The following is a 13,076-nucleotide window of genomic DNA, read 5'->3' on the forward strand; positions in this document are numbered from 1 at the left end:
GCCCCGCCCGGGACGGTGTCACCGCAGGAAGGTGACACCGTCCTGGGGGCGCTCGTCCACCGTCAGCGAGAACACGTCCGGCCGCGCGTAATGCCCCGAAACATCAAGACTCTGCCGCGCCGCAACAATGTCCGCCAGGTCGATCTCCGCCGTGATCAGGCCCTCCGCGTCCCGCAGCGGCCCGGCCAGCACGTCGCCCAACGGTCCCACGATCACGCTCCCACCACGAAACGGATCCTCGCCCGAAGTCTCAAACGGACAAGCCGAAACAACGAAACACCGGCCCTCGTCCGCGATGTGCCGCATCGACGCCTGCCACACATCGCGGTCGTCCGCCGTCGGGGCGCACCAGATCTCCACGCCCTTCGCGTACATCGCCGCCCGGAACAACGGCATGTGGTTCTCCCAGCAGATCGCCGCGCCCGCCAAGCCCGCCGCCGTCGGGACCGCCGGGAGGGTCGAGCCGTCGCCGCGGCCCCAGGCCAGGCGCTCGCGGGCCGTCGGGACCAGCTTGCGGTGCTTGGCGACCAGGCCCAGCGCCGGGTCGAGGAACACCGCCGTGCTGTAGAGCGTCGAACCGGCGCGCTCGATCACGCCGGCCACCAGGGACGTGCCGGTCCGGGCCGCGAGGCCGGCCAGTGCCGAAACCTCCCGTCCGGGGACCGCCACCGACGCGGCGAAGTAGTCCACGAACGGTGCCCGGCCCGGGTAGCCGCCGAGGACGGCCTCCGGCAGGACCACCAGGTCGGCGCCGCGGAGCTCGTCCTCGAACGCCAGGATCCGCTCGACGGGAATCCCCGTCCCGAGCTGCAGGGCCCCGACGACCGTCATCCGCGGGACGGCCACGGGACCACCGCGGACGTCCGCCGCTGGTAGTCCGCGTACTCCGGGTAGCGCGACTTCGTGATGCTCTCGGTGAACTTCGTCGACCCGACGAACAACAGCGTGAGCAGCACGGCGCCGAGCACCGTCCACTGCAGACCGCCGGCGACGATCCCGAACACCGCGATCACCCACCACTGCGCCTGCTCGAAGAAGAAGTTGGGGTGCCGCGAGTAGCGGAACAGCCCTTCCTGGAGGAACCGCGTCGGCGCGCGGCCCGCGTGCTTCTCGCGGTGGAACGCCCACTGCTGCTGGTCCGCCACCGTCTCACCCACCAGGAACGCCAGGAAGACCACCGCGACGACGACGTCCGCCACCCCGAACGAGCCCTGGTTCTCCAGCGCCGTGTACGCGGGCAGTGTGATCAGCAGCAGGATCGCGTTCTGGTACAGCGAGATGAAGAAGAAGTTGAACACCTGGAACTGCCACGGCGCCATCCGTTCGCGCAGCACCGCCCACCGGTAGTCCTCGCCGCCCGGGGCGTAACCACCCTTCCGGGCGAAGTTGAACGTCAGCCGGATCCCCCACAGGGTGACCAGCGCGAACATCACGTTCAGCCGGGCGTCGGCGAACCCGGCGGCGCCGGCGAAGATCGCCAGGTACGCGACCGGGACGATCGACCAGATCCGGTCCACCCAGGAGTACTCCCTGGTCAGCACCGACACCACCCAGGTGCCGAGCGTCACCCCGGCGAAGACGTACAGGCACACCCGCAGCGCGTCCATCCCCTCACAATAGGACTTAAGATCGGCGGCATGAACCTGCCGCTGCGGGAACGGAAGATCGACGTCTTCTTCGCGGTGCTGTTCTCGGCCTTCACGGTGACGTCGCTGATCAGCGACCTGCTTCCGACCGTCGGCGTCGACTTCTCGAAGCCTTCGGGCAACTTCTTCGTGAACTCCAACTACTGGTACGCCCACGACGCCGACCCGCTGTTCATGCACCCGCCGGACTGGATGCGGATCGTCACCGGGCTCTCGGCGTTCGTCTACATGCCGTTCTACGTCGTGCTCGTCTTCGCGCTGGTGACCGGCAGGAACTGGATCCAGCTGCCCTCGGTGACCTACGCGACGATGATCGTCACGCTGACCGGGGTCGTCGTGTTCGGCGTCGAGTTCTTCGGCGACCCGGCCACGCGCACCGGCAACCCGGCGAAGTTCCTCGCCTTCAACCTGCCCTACGTCCTGGTGCCGCTCCTGCTGCTGGTCCGGATGCGCAAGCCACTCCCGTTCACCCGCCGTTTCTGACCGGAGGCGCCGTGCCGTATTCGTTCCTCAGCCACCTCGACTGCTCCCGGACCGGCGAACGCTTCGACGCCGACGCCGTCCAGGGGCTTTCGCCGTCGGGCGCGCCGCTGCTCGCGCGGTACGACCTCGACGGGGTCCGCGAAGCCGTGACACCGAAGGAGATCGGCGGGCGCGAGCCGACGCTGTGGCGCTACCACGAGGTGCTGCCGGTGCGCTCGCCCGAGCACGTCGTGAGCCTCGGCGAAGGCATGACGCCGTTGCTGCGGCTCCCGCGCTACGGCCGCGAGCTGGGGCTGTCCCGGCTGTGGATGAAGGACGAGGGCCTGGTCCCGACCGGCACGTTCAAGGCGCGCGGCGCCGCGGTCGGCGTTTCGCGGGCGGTGGAGCTGGGCGTGCGCGGGATCGCGATGCCGACGAACGGCAACGCCGGCGCGGCGTGGGCGTTGTACGCGGCTCGCGCGGGGCTGACGAGCCTGATCGCGATGCCGGACGACGCGCCCGCGATCACCATGCGCGAGTGCGTCGCCGCCGGCGCCGAGCTGTACCGGGTGGACGGTCTCATCGGCGACGCGGGCAAGCTCGTCGCCGCGGCGGTCCCGCGGCGGCCCGGCGTGCAGGACGTTTCGACGCTGAAGGAGCCGTACCGCATCGAAGGCAAGAAGACGATGGGGTACGAGATCGCCGAGCAGTTCGGCTGGCGGCTGCCGGACGTCATCCTCTACCCCACCGGCGGCGGGGTGGGCATCATCGGGATCTACAAGGCTCTGCTGGAAATGCGGGAGCTGGGCTGGGTCACCGGCGACCTGCCGAAGCTGGTCGCGGTGCAGGCCACCGGGTGCGCGCCGATCGTCGGCGCTTTCGCCCGCGGCGCCCGGGAAAGCGAGCCGTTCCCGGACGCGCGCACGGTCGCCTTCGGCATCACCGTGCCCAAGGCCATCGGTGACTTCCTGGTGCTCGACGCCGTTTACGCGACCGGCGGGACCGCAGTCGCCGTCACCGACGAGGAACTCCTTGCGGCGCAACGGGAACTCACCGAGCGCGAAGGCACCTTCGTCTGCCCGGAAGGCGGGGCGTGCTTCGCCGCGCTGCGGCACCTGCGCGAGTCCGGGTGGCTCGAAGGCGACGAAGACGTCGTCGTGCTCAACACCGGCGCCGGGATCAAGTACCCGGAGACGGTGCCGCTCGACGTCCCGCTGCTGGCGAAGACGGACTCGGTTCCTTAAAGGACCGAGCGGACCGTTTCGGGGTCGCGGGCGACGACGGTGGTGCCGTCGTCGGCCGTGATGATCGGCCGCTGGATCAGCTTGGGGTGCTCGGCCAGCGCGTCGATCCAGCGGGACCGGTCGTCGGGCGTGCGGCCCCACGTCTTCAGGCCGAGTTCCTTCGCGATCGGCTCGGCCGTGCGCGCGATGTCCCACGGTTCGAGGCCGAGGCGCTCGAGCACCTCGGTCAGTTCCGCCGCCGTCGGCGGGTCGTCGAGGTAGCGGCGCACGGTGTACTCCGCGCCCGCTTCGTCCAGCATCGACACCGCGGACCGGCACTTCGAGCACGCCGGGTTGACCCAGATCTCCACGGGCGGCAGCCTACCGCGCTGGTTTTGGAGCAGCTGTTCTGTTACGGTCGCGGCATGCCCCGACCCCGTGTCCACGACCTCGACGCGCTGCTCGACGTCGCCGAACGGCTGGTCGCGACGTCGGGGTACGAGAACGTGACCGTGCGCGGGCTGGCGACGGCCGCGGGTGTGCCGAACGGCACGATCTACCACGCGTTCGGCTCGCTCAGCGAGCTGCTCGCCCGGGTCTGGGTGCGCGCGGCGACGGCGTTCCTCGACCTGCAGGAGTCCCAGGTGGACGCCGCGGCGACCCCGGTGGACGCCGTGGTCGCTGCGGCCGGCACCCCCGCGCTGTTCGCCGACCGGCGGCCCGACGCGGCCCGGATGCTGCTGAAGGTCCGGGGCGACCGGCTCTTCGGGCCCGAACTGCCCGGCGAGCTCGCCGACACCCTGCACGCGCTGGACAAACGGCTGGTCGCACTGCTGGTCCGGCTCGCGCGGCTGCTGTGGGACCGCGGCGACGGCCTGGCCGTCGAGGTCGTCACCACCTGCGTCGTCGACCTGCCGACCGCGTTCTTCCGCCGCGACCTCACCGATCCGCTGGTGCGGGAGCGGCTCGCCGCCGCCGTGCGGGCCGTGCTGACCGTGCCACCCCGAGAAAAGGACCGACCGTGACCGTTTCCGTGCTCGACCTGGGCGACGACGAAAACCGCTTCTCCCCCGACTGGCTGCAGCGCGTCCATTCCTTTTTGGACGGTGTCGAAGGCGCGCTGGTGACCACCGGCGGCGGGAAGTTCTACTCCAACGGCCTCGACCTCGAATGGCTGACCGCGCACGGCGACCAGGCCCAGCAGTACGTCACCGACGTGCAGGAGCTGTTCGCGCGGGTGCTGACGCTGCCGGTGCCGACGGTCGCGGCGGTCAACGGCCACGCGTTCGGCGCGGGCGCGATGCTGGCGATGGCGCACGACTTCCGCGTGATGCGCTCGGATCGCGGGTACTTCTGCTTCCCGGAGGCGGACATCAACATCCCGTTCACGCCGGGGATGGCGGCGCTGATCCAGGGCAAGCTGACCCCGGCGGCGGCGATCGCGTCGATGACCACGGGACGCCGGTTCGGCGGCGCCGACGCGCTGGAAACCGGTCTGGTGGACGAAATCGCGGCCGAGTCCGAACTGGTGAAGGTGGCTTCCGAGCGGGTGCGCGCCTTGGCGGGCAAGGACCGCGGCACGCTGGGCGCGATCAAGGCGACGATGTTCGCCCCGGCCGTCACGGCGCTGCGCGCACCTGCGTAGGCCTCCGGCCCCCGGTGTCCATTCTACCGGCGGGCACCGACAGTTCCGGGTGCTCGCGCTTCCGGAAGGCCGTGAATGCCACATTCACGTCCCAAGTGTCCGTGAATGTGGCATTCACGGATTTGCGACCGCGGTGAGGCGGCGGCGGAGGTGGGCGCGTTCCGGTTCCGTTCCGGCGAGGGACAGGGCTTCGCGGTAGGCGGCGGCTGCCTCCGGGTGGCGGCCCAGGCGGGTCAGCAAGTCGCCGCGGGCGGCCGGGAACGGGCTGTACTCGCGCAGGCGAGGGTCGCCCGTCAGAGCGTCGAGGAGGGACAGGCCCGCTGCCGGGCCGTCGCGCATCGCCACCGCCACCGCTCGATTGAGATCCACCACCGGCGAGGGGGCCAGGCCGCGCAGGACGTCGTACAGCGCGACGATCTGCGGCCAGTCCGTGCTCGCCACGTCCGGGGCCTCGTCGTGCAGTGCCGCGATCGCCGCCTGGACGCCGTACAAGCCGGGTGGGCCGCCGGTCAACGCGGTCTCGACTAATGGAGTGCCCTCGTCGATCATCGCGCGGTCCCAGCGGGCGCGGTCCTGGTCGTCGAGCAGCACCAGATCGCCGTCCGGGCCGGTGCGGGCGTCGCGGCGGGCGTGGATCAGCAGCATCAGCGCCAGCAGGCCCGCGACCTCGCGTTCGCCCGGCAGCAGGCGGCGCAGGATCCGAGCGAGCCGGATCGCTTCCTCCGCCAGGTCGAGGCGCTGCAGGTCCGGCCCCGAACTCGCCGCGTACCCCTCGGTGAAGATCGAGTAGACGACTTGGAGCACACCCGGCAGCCGGCCGGGCAGCTCGCCGGGATCCGGGACCCGGAACGGGATCCGCAGCGTGCGGATCCGGTTCTTCGCGCGGACGATCCGCTTCCCCATCGTCGCGCCCGGCACCAGGAACGCGCGCGCCACCTCGGTCGTGGTCAGCCCGGCGAGGCAGCGCAACGTCAGCGCCGTGCGGTCCTCCGCGGACAGGGCCGGGTGGGCGCAGGTGAAGAACAGCTGGAGCCGCTCGTCCGGCAAGCCGCCGTCCGGCGCCGACGCCGGGGCCGCGCGGTCGGCCTCGACCTGCAGCACCGCGAGCCGGGCCGCGTAGGCCTGGTCGCGGCGCAGCCGGTCGACGGCCTTGCGCCGCGCCGTCGTCATCAGCCACGCACCCGGCTTCGGCGGCACGCCCTCGGCCGGCCAGTGCACCAGCGCCGCTTCGATCGCCTCCGACGTCACCTCCTCGGCCAGGTCGAGGTCGCCGAACCGGCGGGCGAGCGCGGCCAGCAGCAGCCCGCGCTCCTCCCGGAACACGGCTTCGATCGACGCGGCCGCCCGCTCCGGCACGGCGTCAGTCCCCGTAGGACGCGAGCGGGCGCACCACGATGTGCCCGCCGTCGCGGGCGCCGGGGCAGCGTGCCGCCCAGTCGAGGGCGACGTCGAAGTCCGGCACGTCGATGACGAAGTAGCCCCCGAGCACCTCGCGGGACTCGGCGAACGGCCCGTCGGTGACGATCCGCTCGCCGGTCTCGGTGACGCGGACCGCGGCGGCCGTGGTGAAGTCGGCGAGCGAGTTGCCGCCGACGTGGACGCCGGCGTCCTTCATGGACTTGTCGAACAGCATCCAGTCCTCGGGCGTGCTGCAGCCGGTGGGGGCGCCCTCGGCGTCGAGGGCGGCGTTGATCAGCATCAGGTACTTCACGGTGTCCTCCGGTGTCTCGGTTGCCGTACGCGAGCACTACGAACGGCAGGCGCCGCCTTGGACACCCTCGCCGAAGATTTTCTCATGTCAAGAAACTTTGACATGATGTCTGGTTTGTTTTACCTTGGCGAAGGTGACCCACGAAGAGAAGAACGCCTGGATCCAAGGGCTCGCCGCGGTGGTGAGCTACGCGGTGTATCTGACGCTGGTCCTCGGCCGGGCCGGCGGGCGGCCGCTGGCCGAAGTCCCCTACGTCGCGGCGCTGCTCTGGACGGTGGGCGCGTCCATCGTCGCGGCGATCGTGCTGAGCATCCTCACCGCGGTGGTCTCGAAGGACGGCGAGAAGGACCAGCGCGACCGCGAGATCGGCCGGTTCGGCGACCACGTGGGACAGTCGTTCGTGATCGCCGGCGCGGTCGCCGCGCTGCTGCTGGCGCTGGCCGAGGCGCCGCACTTCTGGATCGCCAACGCCGTCTACCTGGCGTTCACGCTCTCGGCGATCCTCGGGTCGACCGCCCGGATCTTCGCCTACCGCCGGGGTTTCCAGCCGTGGTGAAACCGACCCGCGTCACGAACTCGCTGCGCGCCCTCCGGTTCGCCAACGGCCAGATGACCCAGGCCGACCTCGCCGCCCGGATCGGCGTCACCCGCCAGACCGTCATCGCGATCGAGCAGGGCCGCTATTCGCCGTCGCTCGAAGTGGCGTTCCAGCTCGCGCACGTGTTCGGCGTCCCGCTCGAAGAAGTGTTCCAGTACCCGGAGGAGTCCTCGTGAAAGCGATCGTCCAATCCCGCTACGGCAGCCCTGACCTGCTCGAGTTCCGCGACGTCGGCAGACCGTCGCCCGGAGCCGGCGAGGTCCTCGTGCGGGTGCACGCGGCCGGCGTCGACCCGGGCGTGTGGCACCTGACCACCGGGCAGCCGTACCTGCTGCGGCTCCTGGGTTTCGGGTTCAGGCGGCCGAAGCAGCCGGTGCGGGGCCTCGACTTCGCCGGCACCGTCGAAGAGACCGGCGACGGCGTGACGCGGTTCCGGCCGGGCGACGAGGTGTTCGGCATCGGCAAAGGGTCCTTCGCCGAACTCGCCGTCGCCGGGCAGGACCTCGTCGCGGCGAAACCCACGCGCCTGTCGTTCGAGCAGGCGGCGGCCGTCCTGGTCTCCGGCGGCACCGCCCTGCAGGCCGTGCGCGACGCCGGCGACGTCCGGCCGGGGCAGCGCGTCCTGGTCATCGGGGCGGCGGGCGGCGTGGGCTCCTTCGCCGTCCAGCTGGCCAAGGCCTTCGGCGCGCACGTCACGGGACTGTGCAGCACCGCCAAGACGGACCTGGTCCGCGCGCTCGGCGCCGACCACGTCGTCGATTACACGCGCGAAGACTTCGCGGCCGAGCGGTACGACCTGATCGTGGACACCGCCGGCCTGCGTTCGCTGACCCGCCTGCGCCGGGCGCTGACCCCGCGCGGGACGCTGGTGATCGTCGGCGGCGAAGGCGGCCGCTGGTTCGGCGGCATCCAGCGGGTGCTCGTGGCGGCGCTGCTGAACCCGCTCGTGCGGCACCGGCTGCGGGGGCTCGTCGCCCGCGAGCGCGGCGCGGACCTCGAGACCCTGCGGGAACTTATCGAAGCCGGGAAGGTCACGCCGGTGCTCGACCGCACCTATCCCCTCGCCGACGCCGCCGCCGCGATCGGCCACCTCCACGCGGGGCGCGCGGCGGGCAAGGTCGTCCTGCTCCCCTGAATCCCGCGGCCGGTCAGCGGAACGCGCCGGCGTGCGCCGCCGCCCAGTCGGCGAACGTGCGCGCCGGCCGGCCCGTGATCTCGGGGACGTCCGGGTGGACCGTCGCCTCGTCGAGCGTCCCGCCGACGTAGAAGTCCCAGAACGCCTCGACGTACGGGGCCGGCATGCTCGCCTCGAGCTCCGCGCGCGTCTCGTCGTCGGTGAGCCCCACGAAGCGAAGGTCCCGTCCGAGCACTTCGGCCAGCACGGCGACCTGCTCGGCGGGACGCATCGCGACCGGTCCGGTCAGCTCGTGGATCCGGCCTTCGTGGCCGCCCTTCAGCGCTTTCACCGCCACCGCGGCGATGTCGGCCGGGTCGACGCACGCGGCGGCGACGTCCGGGAACTGCGCGCGGACGGTGTCCCCCGCGCGCAGCTGCGGCAGCCAGCGCAGCGCGTTCGCCATGAACGCGCGCGGCCGTAGGAACGTCCAGTCCAGACCGGACGCGCGCACCGCGCGTTCGGCCAGGGTCATGTACCGCGAAACCGCGTTGTCCAGGTCCTCGAGCGCGGCCGAACCGCCGGACAGCAGGACGATCCGCCGTACGCCCGCCTCGCGCGCCAGCGCCAGCATGCCGGGCATGTCCTGGTAACCGGGCAGGAGGAAGATCCCTTCGACGCCCTCGAGCGCCTCGCCGAGACCGGCCGGCTCGTCGAGGTTCCCCACGGCGGCCTCGACGCCGTCCGGGAGCACCGCGTCCGGCCGGCGCACCAGCGCCCGGACCGGTTCGCCCGCCTCCTTGCACGCCGCGACCACTTCCGAGCCGACGTTGCCGGTGGCGCCGGTGACCAGGAACATGTGCGAACCCCCCACGGATCGTCCTGGGCCCACCGTAGCGCCACCGGCCCGCGCGTCAGCCCTGCGGCAGGTCCTCGAACTCGACGACCTGCCGGACCTCCACCTCGATCTCCAGGTCGAACAGCTCGACGTAGCGCCGGGCGAACTCGACGGCTTCCGCGAGGTCCGCGGCGTTGATCAGCGCGAACCCGCCGATGACCTCCTTGGCCTCGGCGAACGGGCCGTCGGTCACCCGGATCGCGGCGCCGCGCGGCTTGCGCACGAGCGCGCCCTTCTCCGACTTGTGCACGCCCTCCGCCGTGATCAGGACGCCCTTTTCGGCCGACTCCTGGACGAAGGCGCCCATCTTCTCCATGAACTCCGGGCTGGGGTTCCACGCCTGCGGGTCGTTCTCGTCGATCCGGTGCATCATGAGGAAACGCATGGTCTTGCTCCCTGGTCGTACTGGGCCGGGGTCCGGTGCCTTCCGAACGCGATGACCGGCCTTCCACCCCCGCGTCGATCGGCCGCGCACGGCGTTCGACATTTCTCCCGGACATTTTCCCGGGCAGAGTACTGTGACGCGCGTCACCATCGACTGGAGGTGCCGGATGCCCGTCGTACTCGCGATCGGAACGCGCAAAGGCCTGTGGCTGGCGACCAGCCGGGACGACCGGAAGACCTGGGAGGTGACCGGCCCGCACCACCCGATGACCGACGTCTACGCCATCGGCATCGACACCCGCCGCGCCACCCCGCGCCTGCTCGCCGGGGTGACCAGCGAGCACTTCGGGCCGAGCGTGGCCACCAGCGACGACCTCGGCGCGACCTGGGACGAGCCGGACCACGCGCCGATCGCGTTCCCGGCGGACACCGGCGAATCCCTGGCCAGGGCGTGGCAGCTGGTGCCCGGTCCGGCGAGCGAGCCGGACGTCGTCTACGCCGGCACCGAGCCGTCCGCGCTGTTCCGCTCCACTGACGGTGGCCGCACGTACGAACTGGTCCGCGGCCTGTGGGAGCACCCGCACCGCGAGCACTGGACGCCCGGGGGCGGCGGCAAGGCCATCCACACCGTGCTCCCGCACCCGGCCGACCCCGCCCACGTCACCGTCGCGATGTCCACCGGCGGCGTCTACCGCACCGAGGACGGCGGCGAGTCGTGGCGGGCGAGCAACACCGGCATCAAGGCCGTCCACGTGCCCGACCCGTACCCCGAATACGGCCAGTGCGTGCACAAGGTCGCGACGCACCCGGCCGAGCCGGACCGCTTCTACGCCCAGGTGCACCACGGCGTCTACCGCAGCGACGACGGCGGCGAGACCTGGCAGTCCATCGCCGACGGGCTGCCCAGCGACTTCGGCTTCCCCGTCGTGGTCCACCCGCACCGGCCCGAGGTGATCTACACGTTCCCGCTGGTCGCCGACGCCCTGCGGTTCCCGCCGGACGGCCGCTGCCGCGTGTACCGCAGCGAGGACGCCGGGAAGTCGTGGGAAGCGGTCGGCGCCGGCCTGCCGGACGGCTACTGGGCGGGCGTGCTGCGGGACGCGATGTGCACCGACGACGCCGATCCGGCCGGGGTGTACTTCGGCTCGCGCTGCGGCGACGTCTACGCCAGCCGGGACGAGGGCGACAGCTGGCAGCTCGTCGCGGCGCACCTGCCCGACGTGCTGAGCGTCCGCGCGGCGACGGTGTGACCGTGCGGATCACCGTGCTGCTGCCCGGAACCCTGCGAGAAAAGGCGGGCGGCGAGGCGAAGCTGGACGTCGAAGTCGGCGAGCCGGCCACCCTGGGCGCTGTGCTCGACGCGCTCGCCAAGCGGTACCCGGCGCTCGAACGGCGGCTGCGCGACGAGCAGGCAGGCTTGCGCCGGTACGTCAACTTCTACGTCGACGGCGAGGAGTGCCGTGCCCTCGGCGGCACCGGAACCGTGCTCCGCGATGCCGCCGAGGTGCAGATCATCCCGTCGGTCGCGGGAGGCTGAGCGCCTCGGCCCGGCGGCCGGTGCCCACCAGCGCCAGCGCGAGCAGCCCGGCACCGAGCCCGGCCACCAGCCACCACACCCCGTGCGCGGTGCCCGCGAGCGCGACGCCCAGTGTCGTGCCGGTCTGCCGTCCGGTGGAGGCCAGCGAAGCGGCCACCCCGGCCATCGAACCGGGCATCCCGGAGACGGCGGTGTTGGTGATCGGCGGGTTGACCGTGCCGAGGAAGACGCCGAACAGCAGGAAGACCGCGAGCACCAGGGGCAGCGGCGTCGCCGGGCCGAGCCACGCGGCCGCGGCGCCGCCGAGGGCGAGCGCGCTCCCGGCGACGACCAGCGGCACCCGCGGGCCCCGCGTGCCGACCAGCCGTCCGGTGCACGGCGACAGCACGAGCACCAGCAGCCCGACGGGGAGCAGGCACAACCCGGCGGACAACGGCGTCATGCCGCGGACGTCCTGGAGGTACTGGGTGGCGGTGAACAGGAAGATCCCGAACCCGCACAGGGCCAGCACCGCCATGAGGATCGCCGAGCTGAACGCGACACTGCGGAACAGGTGCAGCTCCAGCAGCGGATCGGCGCGGCGCGGTTCGTGGACCAGCAGGCCTGCCACGCCGAGCGCGGCGAGCGCGAACAGGCCGAGGACCAGCGGCGACGTCCAGCCCAGCGGGCGCGACTCGATCAGCGCGTAGACGACGCTGCCGAGCACCACCAGCACGAGGAGCTGCCCGAGGGGATCGAACCGGCGGGCGCGCGGCGCGCGGGACTCGGGCACGACCAGGACGGTGGCCACGAGCGCGGCGGCGACGATCGGGACGTTGACCCAGAACACGGCCCGCCAGCCGAAGCCGTCGACGAGCGCGCCGCCGAGGATCGGCCCGAGCGCCAGCGCCAGCCCCGACATCGAGCCGAACACGCCGATCGCGCGGGCGCGTTCGGCCGGGGCGGGGAAGGTGGTGGCGACGATGGCCATCGCGACCGGGTTGAGCATGGTGCCGCCGACGGCTTGCAGCGCGCGGGCCGCGATCAGCCAGCCGATCCCCGGCGCGAGGCTGCACAGCAGCGAGCCGAGCCCGAACGCGGCGAGGCCGCACTGGAAGACCCGCCGGCGCCCGAACCGGTCGGCGGCCGACCCGGCGAGCACGAGGAACCCGGCCAGCACGAGCGTGTAGGCGTCGACTGTCCACTGCAGACCGGAGACGGACGCGCCGAGGTCGCGGCGGATGGCGGGCAGGGCGACGGTGACGATGGAGATGTCCATCACCACCACGACGATGCTGGCGCAGCAGACGGCCAGCACGAGCGCGGGGCGATGAGCGGTGGGAACGTTCATGCGATCGACGCTAGGATTTAGAGCGTGCTCGAAGTCAAACCGCCGATCCCCGCCGAGGGGCTGACCATCGCGGACGCGGCCCGCCACACCGGGGTCAGCGCGCACACGCTGCGGTACTACGAACGCGCGGGCCTGGTGGTCACGAAGGTCGACCGCACGAGCGGCGGCCGCCGCCGCTACCACAAGCTCGACCTCGAATGGATCAAGATCTGCACCAAGCTCCGCGCCACGGGCATGCCGATCAAGACGATGCGCCGCTACGCCGACCTGGTCGCCGCCGGCCGCGGCAACGAGCCGGAACGCCTGGCGCTGCTGGAGGAGCACCGCGCGGAGGTGCTGGCGAAGCTGGCCGAGCTGCAGGAGAACCTGCAGCTGATCGACCGCAAGATCGGCGTGTACCGGGGCCGGTTGGAAGCGGGCGACGCGGACGGGCTCTGGGCGCCGGGGCAGGCGTAGAACCGCCCACCGGGGACGATTGACAGCAACCGCACAGCTTCCGCACAAGGCGGGACAACCTTCCGGCGGCAA

At 72.0% G+C, this 13,076-nt stretch carries 18 protein-coding genes; 10 read left to right on the forward strand and 8 right to left on the reverse strand.

Annotated elements, in window-relative coordinates; all coding sequences use genetic code 11:
• Positions 1-18: 18 nt before the first annotated feature.
• Positions 19-846, reverse strand: coding sequence for a carbon-nitrogen hydrolase family protein (locus H4696_RS23200; RefSeq protein WP_086858178.1), 828 nt, complete (start codon positions 844-846; stop codon positions 19-21).
• A complete protein-coding gene (locus H4696_RS23205; RefSeq protein WP_086858179.1) occupies positions 828-1,607 on the reverse strand; it encodes a DUF1295 domain-containing protein in 780 nt (259 codons plus the stop codon). The genes H4696_RS23200 and H4696_RS23205 overlap by 19 nt, the downstream gene beginning before the upstream one ends.
• A gap of 30 nt (positions 1,608-1,637) precedes the next feature.
• Between H4696_RS23205 and H4696_RS23210 the strand changes: the two genes are divergently transcribed.
• Complete coding sequence (locus tag H4696_RS23210; protein WP_086858180.1) at positions 1,638-2,129, forward strand: EXPERA domain-containing protein; 492 nt, start codon at positions 1,638-1,640, stop codon at positions 2,127-2,129.
• An 11-nt stretch (positions 2,130-2,140) separates the two neighbouring features.
• Positions 2,141-3,352 carry a threonine synthase gene (locus H4696_RS23215; protein WP_086858181.1) on the forward strand — a complete coding sequence of 404 codons (1,212 nt, stop codon included), beginning with the start codon at positions 2,141-2,143 and terminating at the stop codon, positions 3,350-3,352.
• On the opposite strand, the gene H4696_RS23220 is transcribed toward H4696_RS23215, so the two are convergent.
• On the reverse strand, positions 3,349-3,702 hold the full coding sequence (locus H4696_RS23220) for an arsenate reductase family protein (protein WP_086858182.1): 354 nt from the start codon (positions 3,700-3,702) through the stop codon (positions 3,349-3,351). The two genes, H4696_RS23215 and H4696_RS23220, sit on opposite strands and share 4 nt — an antisense overlap.
• Positions 3,703-3,756: 54 nt before the next feature.
• Here H4696_RS23220 and H4696_RS23225 point away from each other — a divergent pair, with 54 nt between their 5' ends.
• A complete protein-coding gene (locus tag H4696_RS23225) occupies positions 3,757-4,356 on the forward strand; it encodes a TetR/AcrR family transcriptional regulator (RefSeq protein ID WP_169734909.1) in 600 nt (199 codons plus the stop codon).
• Positions 4,353-4,976, forward strand: coding sequence for an enoyl-CoA hydratase/isomerase family protein (locus H4696_RS23230; RefSeq protein WP_086858183.1), 624 nt, complete (start codon positions 4,353-4,355; stop codon positions 4,974-4,976). Before H4696_RS23225 ends, H4696_RS23230 begins: the two co-directional genes overlap by 4 nt.
• Positions 4,977-5,090: 114 nt before the next feature.
• Here H4696_RS23230 and H4696_RS23235 read toward each other — a convergent pair whose 3' ends face one another.
• Entirely contained in the window at positions 5,091-6,332 is a 1,242-nt protein-coding gene (locus tag H4696_RS23235) for an RNA polymerase sigma factor (RefSeq protein ID WP_086858184.1), read from the reverse strand.
• 4 nt (positions 6,333-6,336) lie between these two features.
• On the reverse strand, positions 6,337-6,687 hold the full coding sequence (locus tag H4696_RS23240; RefSeq protein WP_086858185.1) for a YciI family protein: 351 nt from the start codon (positions 6,685-6,687) through the stop codon (positions 6,337-6,339).
• A 133-nt stretch (positions 6,688-6,820) separates the two neighbouring features.
• Here H4696_RS23240 and H4696_RS23245 point away from each other — a divergent pair, with 133 nt between their 5' ends.
• The 3 genes from H4696_RS23245 to H4696_RS23255 are packed head-to-tail and all read left to right on the forward strand — an operon-like array spanning position 6,821 to position 8,420.
• Positions 6,821-7,243: a hypothetical protein gene (locus H4696_RS23245; RefSeq protein ID WP_143265017.1), complete on the forward strand. Its 423-nt coding sequence runs from the start codon at positions 6,821-6,823 to the stop codon at positions 7,241-7,243.
• Positions 7,237-7,461 (forward strand): helix-turn-helix transcriptional regulator, encoded by a 225-nt coding sequence (locus tag H4696_RS23250; RefSeq protein ID WP_086858186.1) that lies wholly within the window; start codon positions 7,237-7,239, stop codon positions 7,459-7,461. Before H4696_RS23245 ends, H4696_RS23250 begins: the two co-directional genes overlap by 7 nt.
• Complete coding sequence (locus H4696_RS23255) at positions 7,458-8,420, forward strand: NAD(P)-dependent alcohol dehydrogenase (protein WP_086858187.1); 963 nt, start codon at positions 7,458-7,460, stop codon at positions 8,418-8,420. The genes H4696_RS23250 and H4696_RS23255 overlap by 4 nt, the downstream gene beginning before the upstream one ends.
• Positions 8,421-8,433: 13 nt before the next feature.
• On the opposite strand, the gene H4696_RS23260 is transcribed toward H4696_RS23255, so the two are convergent.
• Positions 8,434-9,258, reverse strand: coding sequence for an NAD(P)H-binding protein (locus H4696_RS23260; RefSeq protein WP_086858188.1), 825 nt, complete (start codon positions 9,256-9,258; stop codon positions 8,434-8,436).
• A gap of 55 nt (positions 9,259-9,313) precedes the next feature.
• A complete protein-coding gene (locus H4696_RS23265; RefSeq protein ID WP_086858189.1) occupies positions 9,314-9,682 on the reverse strand; it encodes a YciI family protein in 369 nt (122 codons plus the stop codon).
• A gap of 166 nt (positions 9,683-9,848) precedes the next feature.
• Here H4696_RS23265 and H4696_RS23270 point away from each other — a divergent pair, with 166 nt between their 5' ends.
• Together H4696_RS23270 and H4696_RS23275 are read left to right on the forward strand one after the other, a co-directional pair.
• Entirely contained in the window at positions 9,849-10,931 is a 1,083-nt protein-coding gene (locus H4696_RS23270; RefSeq protein ID WP_086858190.1) for a sialidase family protein, read from the forward strand.
• A 2-nt stretch (positions 10,932-10,933) separates the two neighbouring features.
• A complete protein-coding gene (locus H4696_RS23275; protein ID WP_086858203.1) occupies positions 10,934-11,218 on the forward strand; it encodes a ubiquitin-like small modifier protein 1 in 285 nt (94 codons plus the stop codon).
• Here H4696_RS23275 and H4696_RS23280 read toward each other — a convergent pair.
• Positions 11,193-12,548, reverse strand: coding sequence for an MFS transporter (locus H4696_RS23280; protein WP_086858191.1), 1,356 nt, complete (start codon positions 12,546-12,548; stop codon positions 11,193-11,195). The genes H4696_RS23275 and H4696_RS23280 overlap by 26 nt on opposite strands.
• A gap of 24 nt (positions 12,549-12,572) precedes the next feature.
• Between H4696_RS23280 and H4696_RS23285 the strand changes: the two genes are divergently transcribed.
• Complete coding sequence (locus tag H4696_RS23285; protein WP_086858192.1) at positions 12,573-13,004, forward strand: MerR family transcriptional regulator; 432 nt, start codon at positions 12,573-12,575, stop codon at positions 13,002-13,004.
• Positions 13,005-13,076: the final 72 nt, after the last annotated feature.

This window comes from Amycolatopsis lexingtonensis (assembly GCF_014873755.1).
In the GTDB taxonomy this organism is placed as follows: domain Bacteria; phylum Actinomycetota; class Actinomycetes; order Mycobacteriales; family Pseudonocardiaceae; genus Amycolatopsis; species Amycolatopsis lexingtonensis.

Excerpts from the sequence above, each read along its gene's own strand:
- H4696_RS23260 (WP_086858188.1), bottom strand. The coding sequence starts at position 9,258 with ATGTTCCTGGTCACCGGCGCCACCGGCAACGTCGGCTCGGAAGTGGTC.
- H4696_RS23270 (WP_086858190.1), top strand. The coding sequence starts at position 9,849 with ATGCCCGTCGTACTCGCGATCGGAACGCGCAAAGGCCTGTGGCTGGCG.
- H4696_RS23205 (WP_086858179.1), bottom strand. The coding sequence starts at position 1,607 with ATGGACGCGCTGCGGGTGTGCCTGTACGTCTTCGCCGGGGTGACGCTC.
- H4696_RS23210 (WP_086858180.1), top strand. The coding sequence starts at position 1,638 with ATGAACCTGCCGCTGCGGGAACGGAAGATCGACGTCTTCTTCGCGGTG.
- H4696_RS23280 (WP_086858191.1), bottom strand. The coding sequence starts at position 12,548 with ATGAACGTTCCCACCGCTCATCGCCCCGCGCTCGTGCTGGCCGTCTGC.
- H4696_RS23265 (WP_086858189.1), bottom strand. The coding sequence starts at position 9,682 with ATGCGTTTCCTCATGATGCACCGGATCGACGAGAACGACCCGCAGGCG.
- H4696_RS23225 (WP_169734909.1), top strand. The coding sequence starts at position 3,757 with ATGCCCCGACCCCGTGTCCACGACCTCGACGCGCTGCTCGACGTCGCC.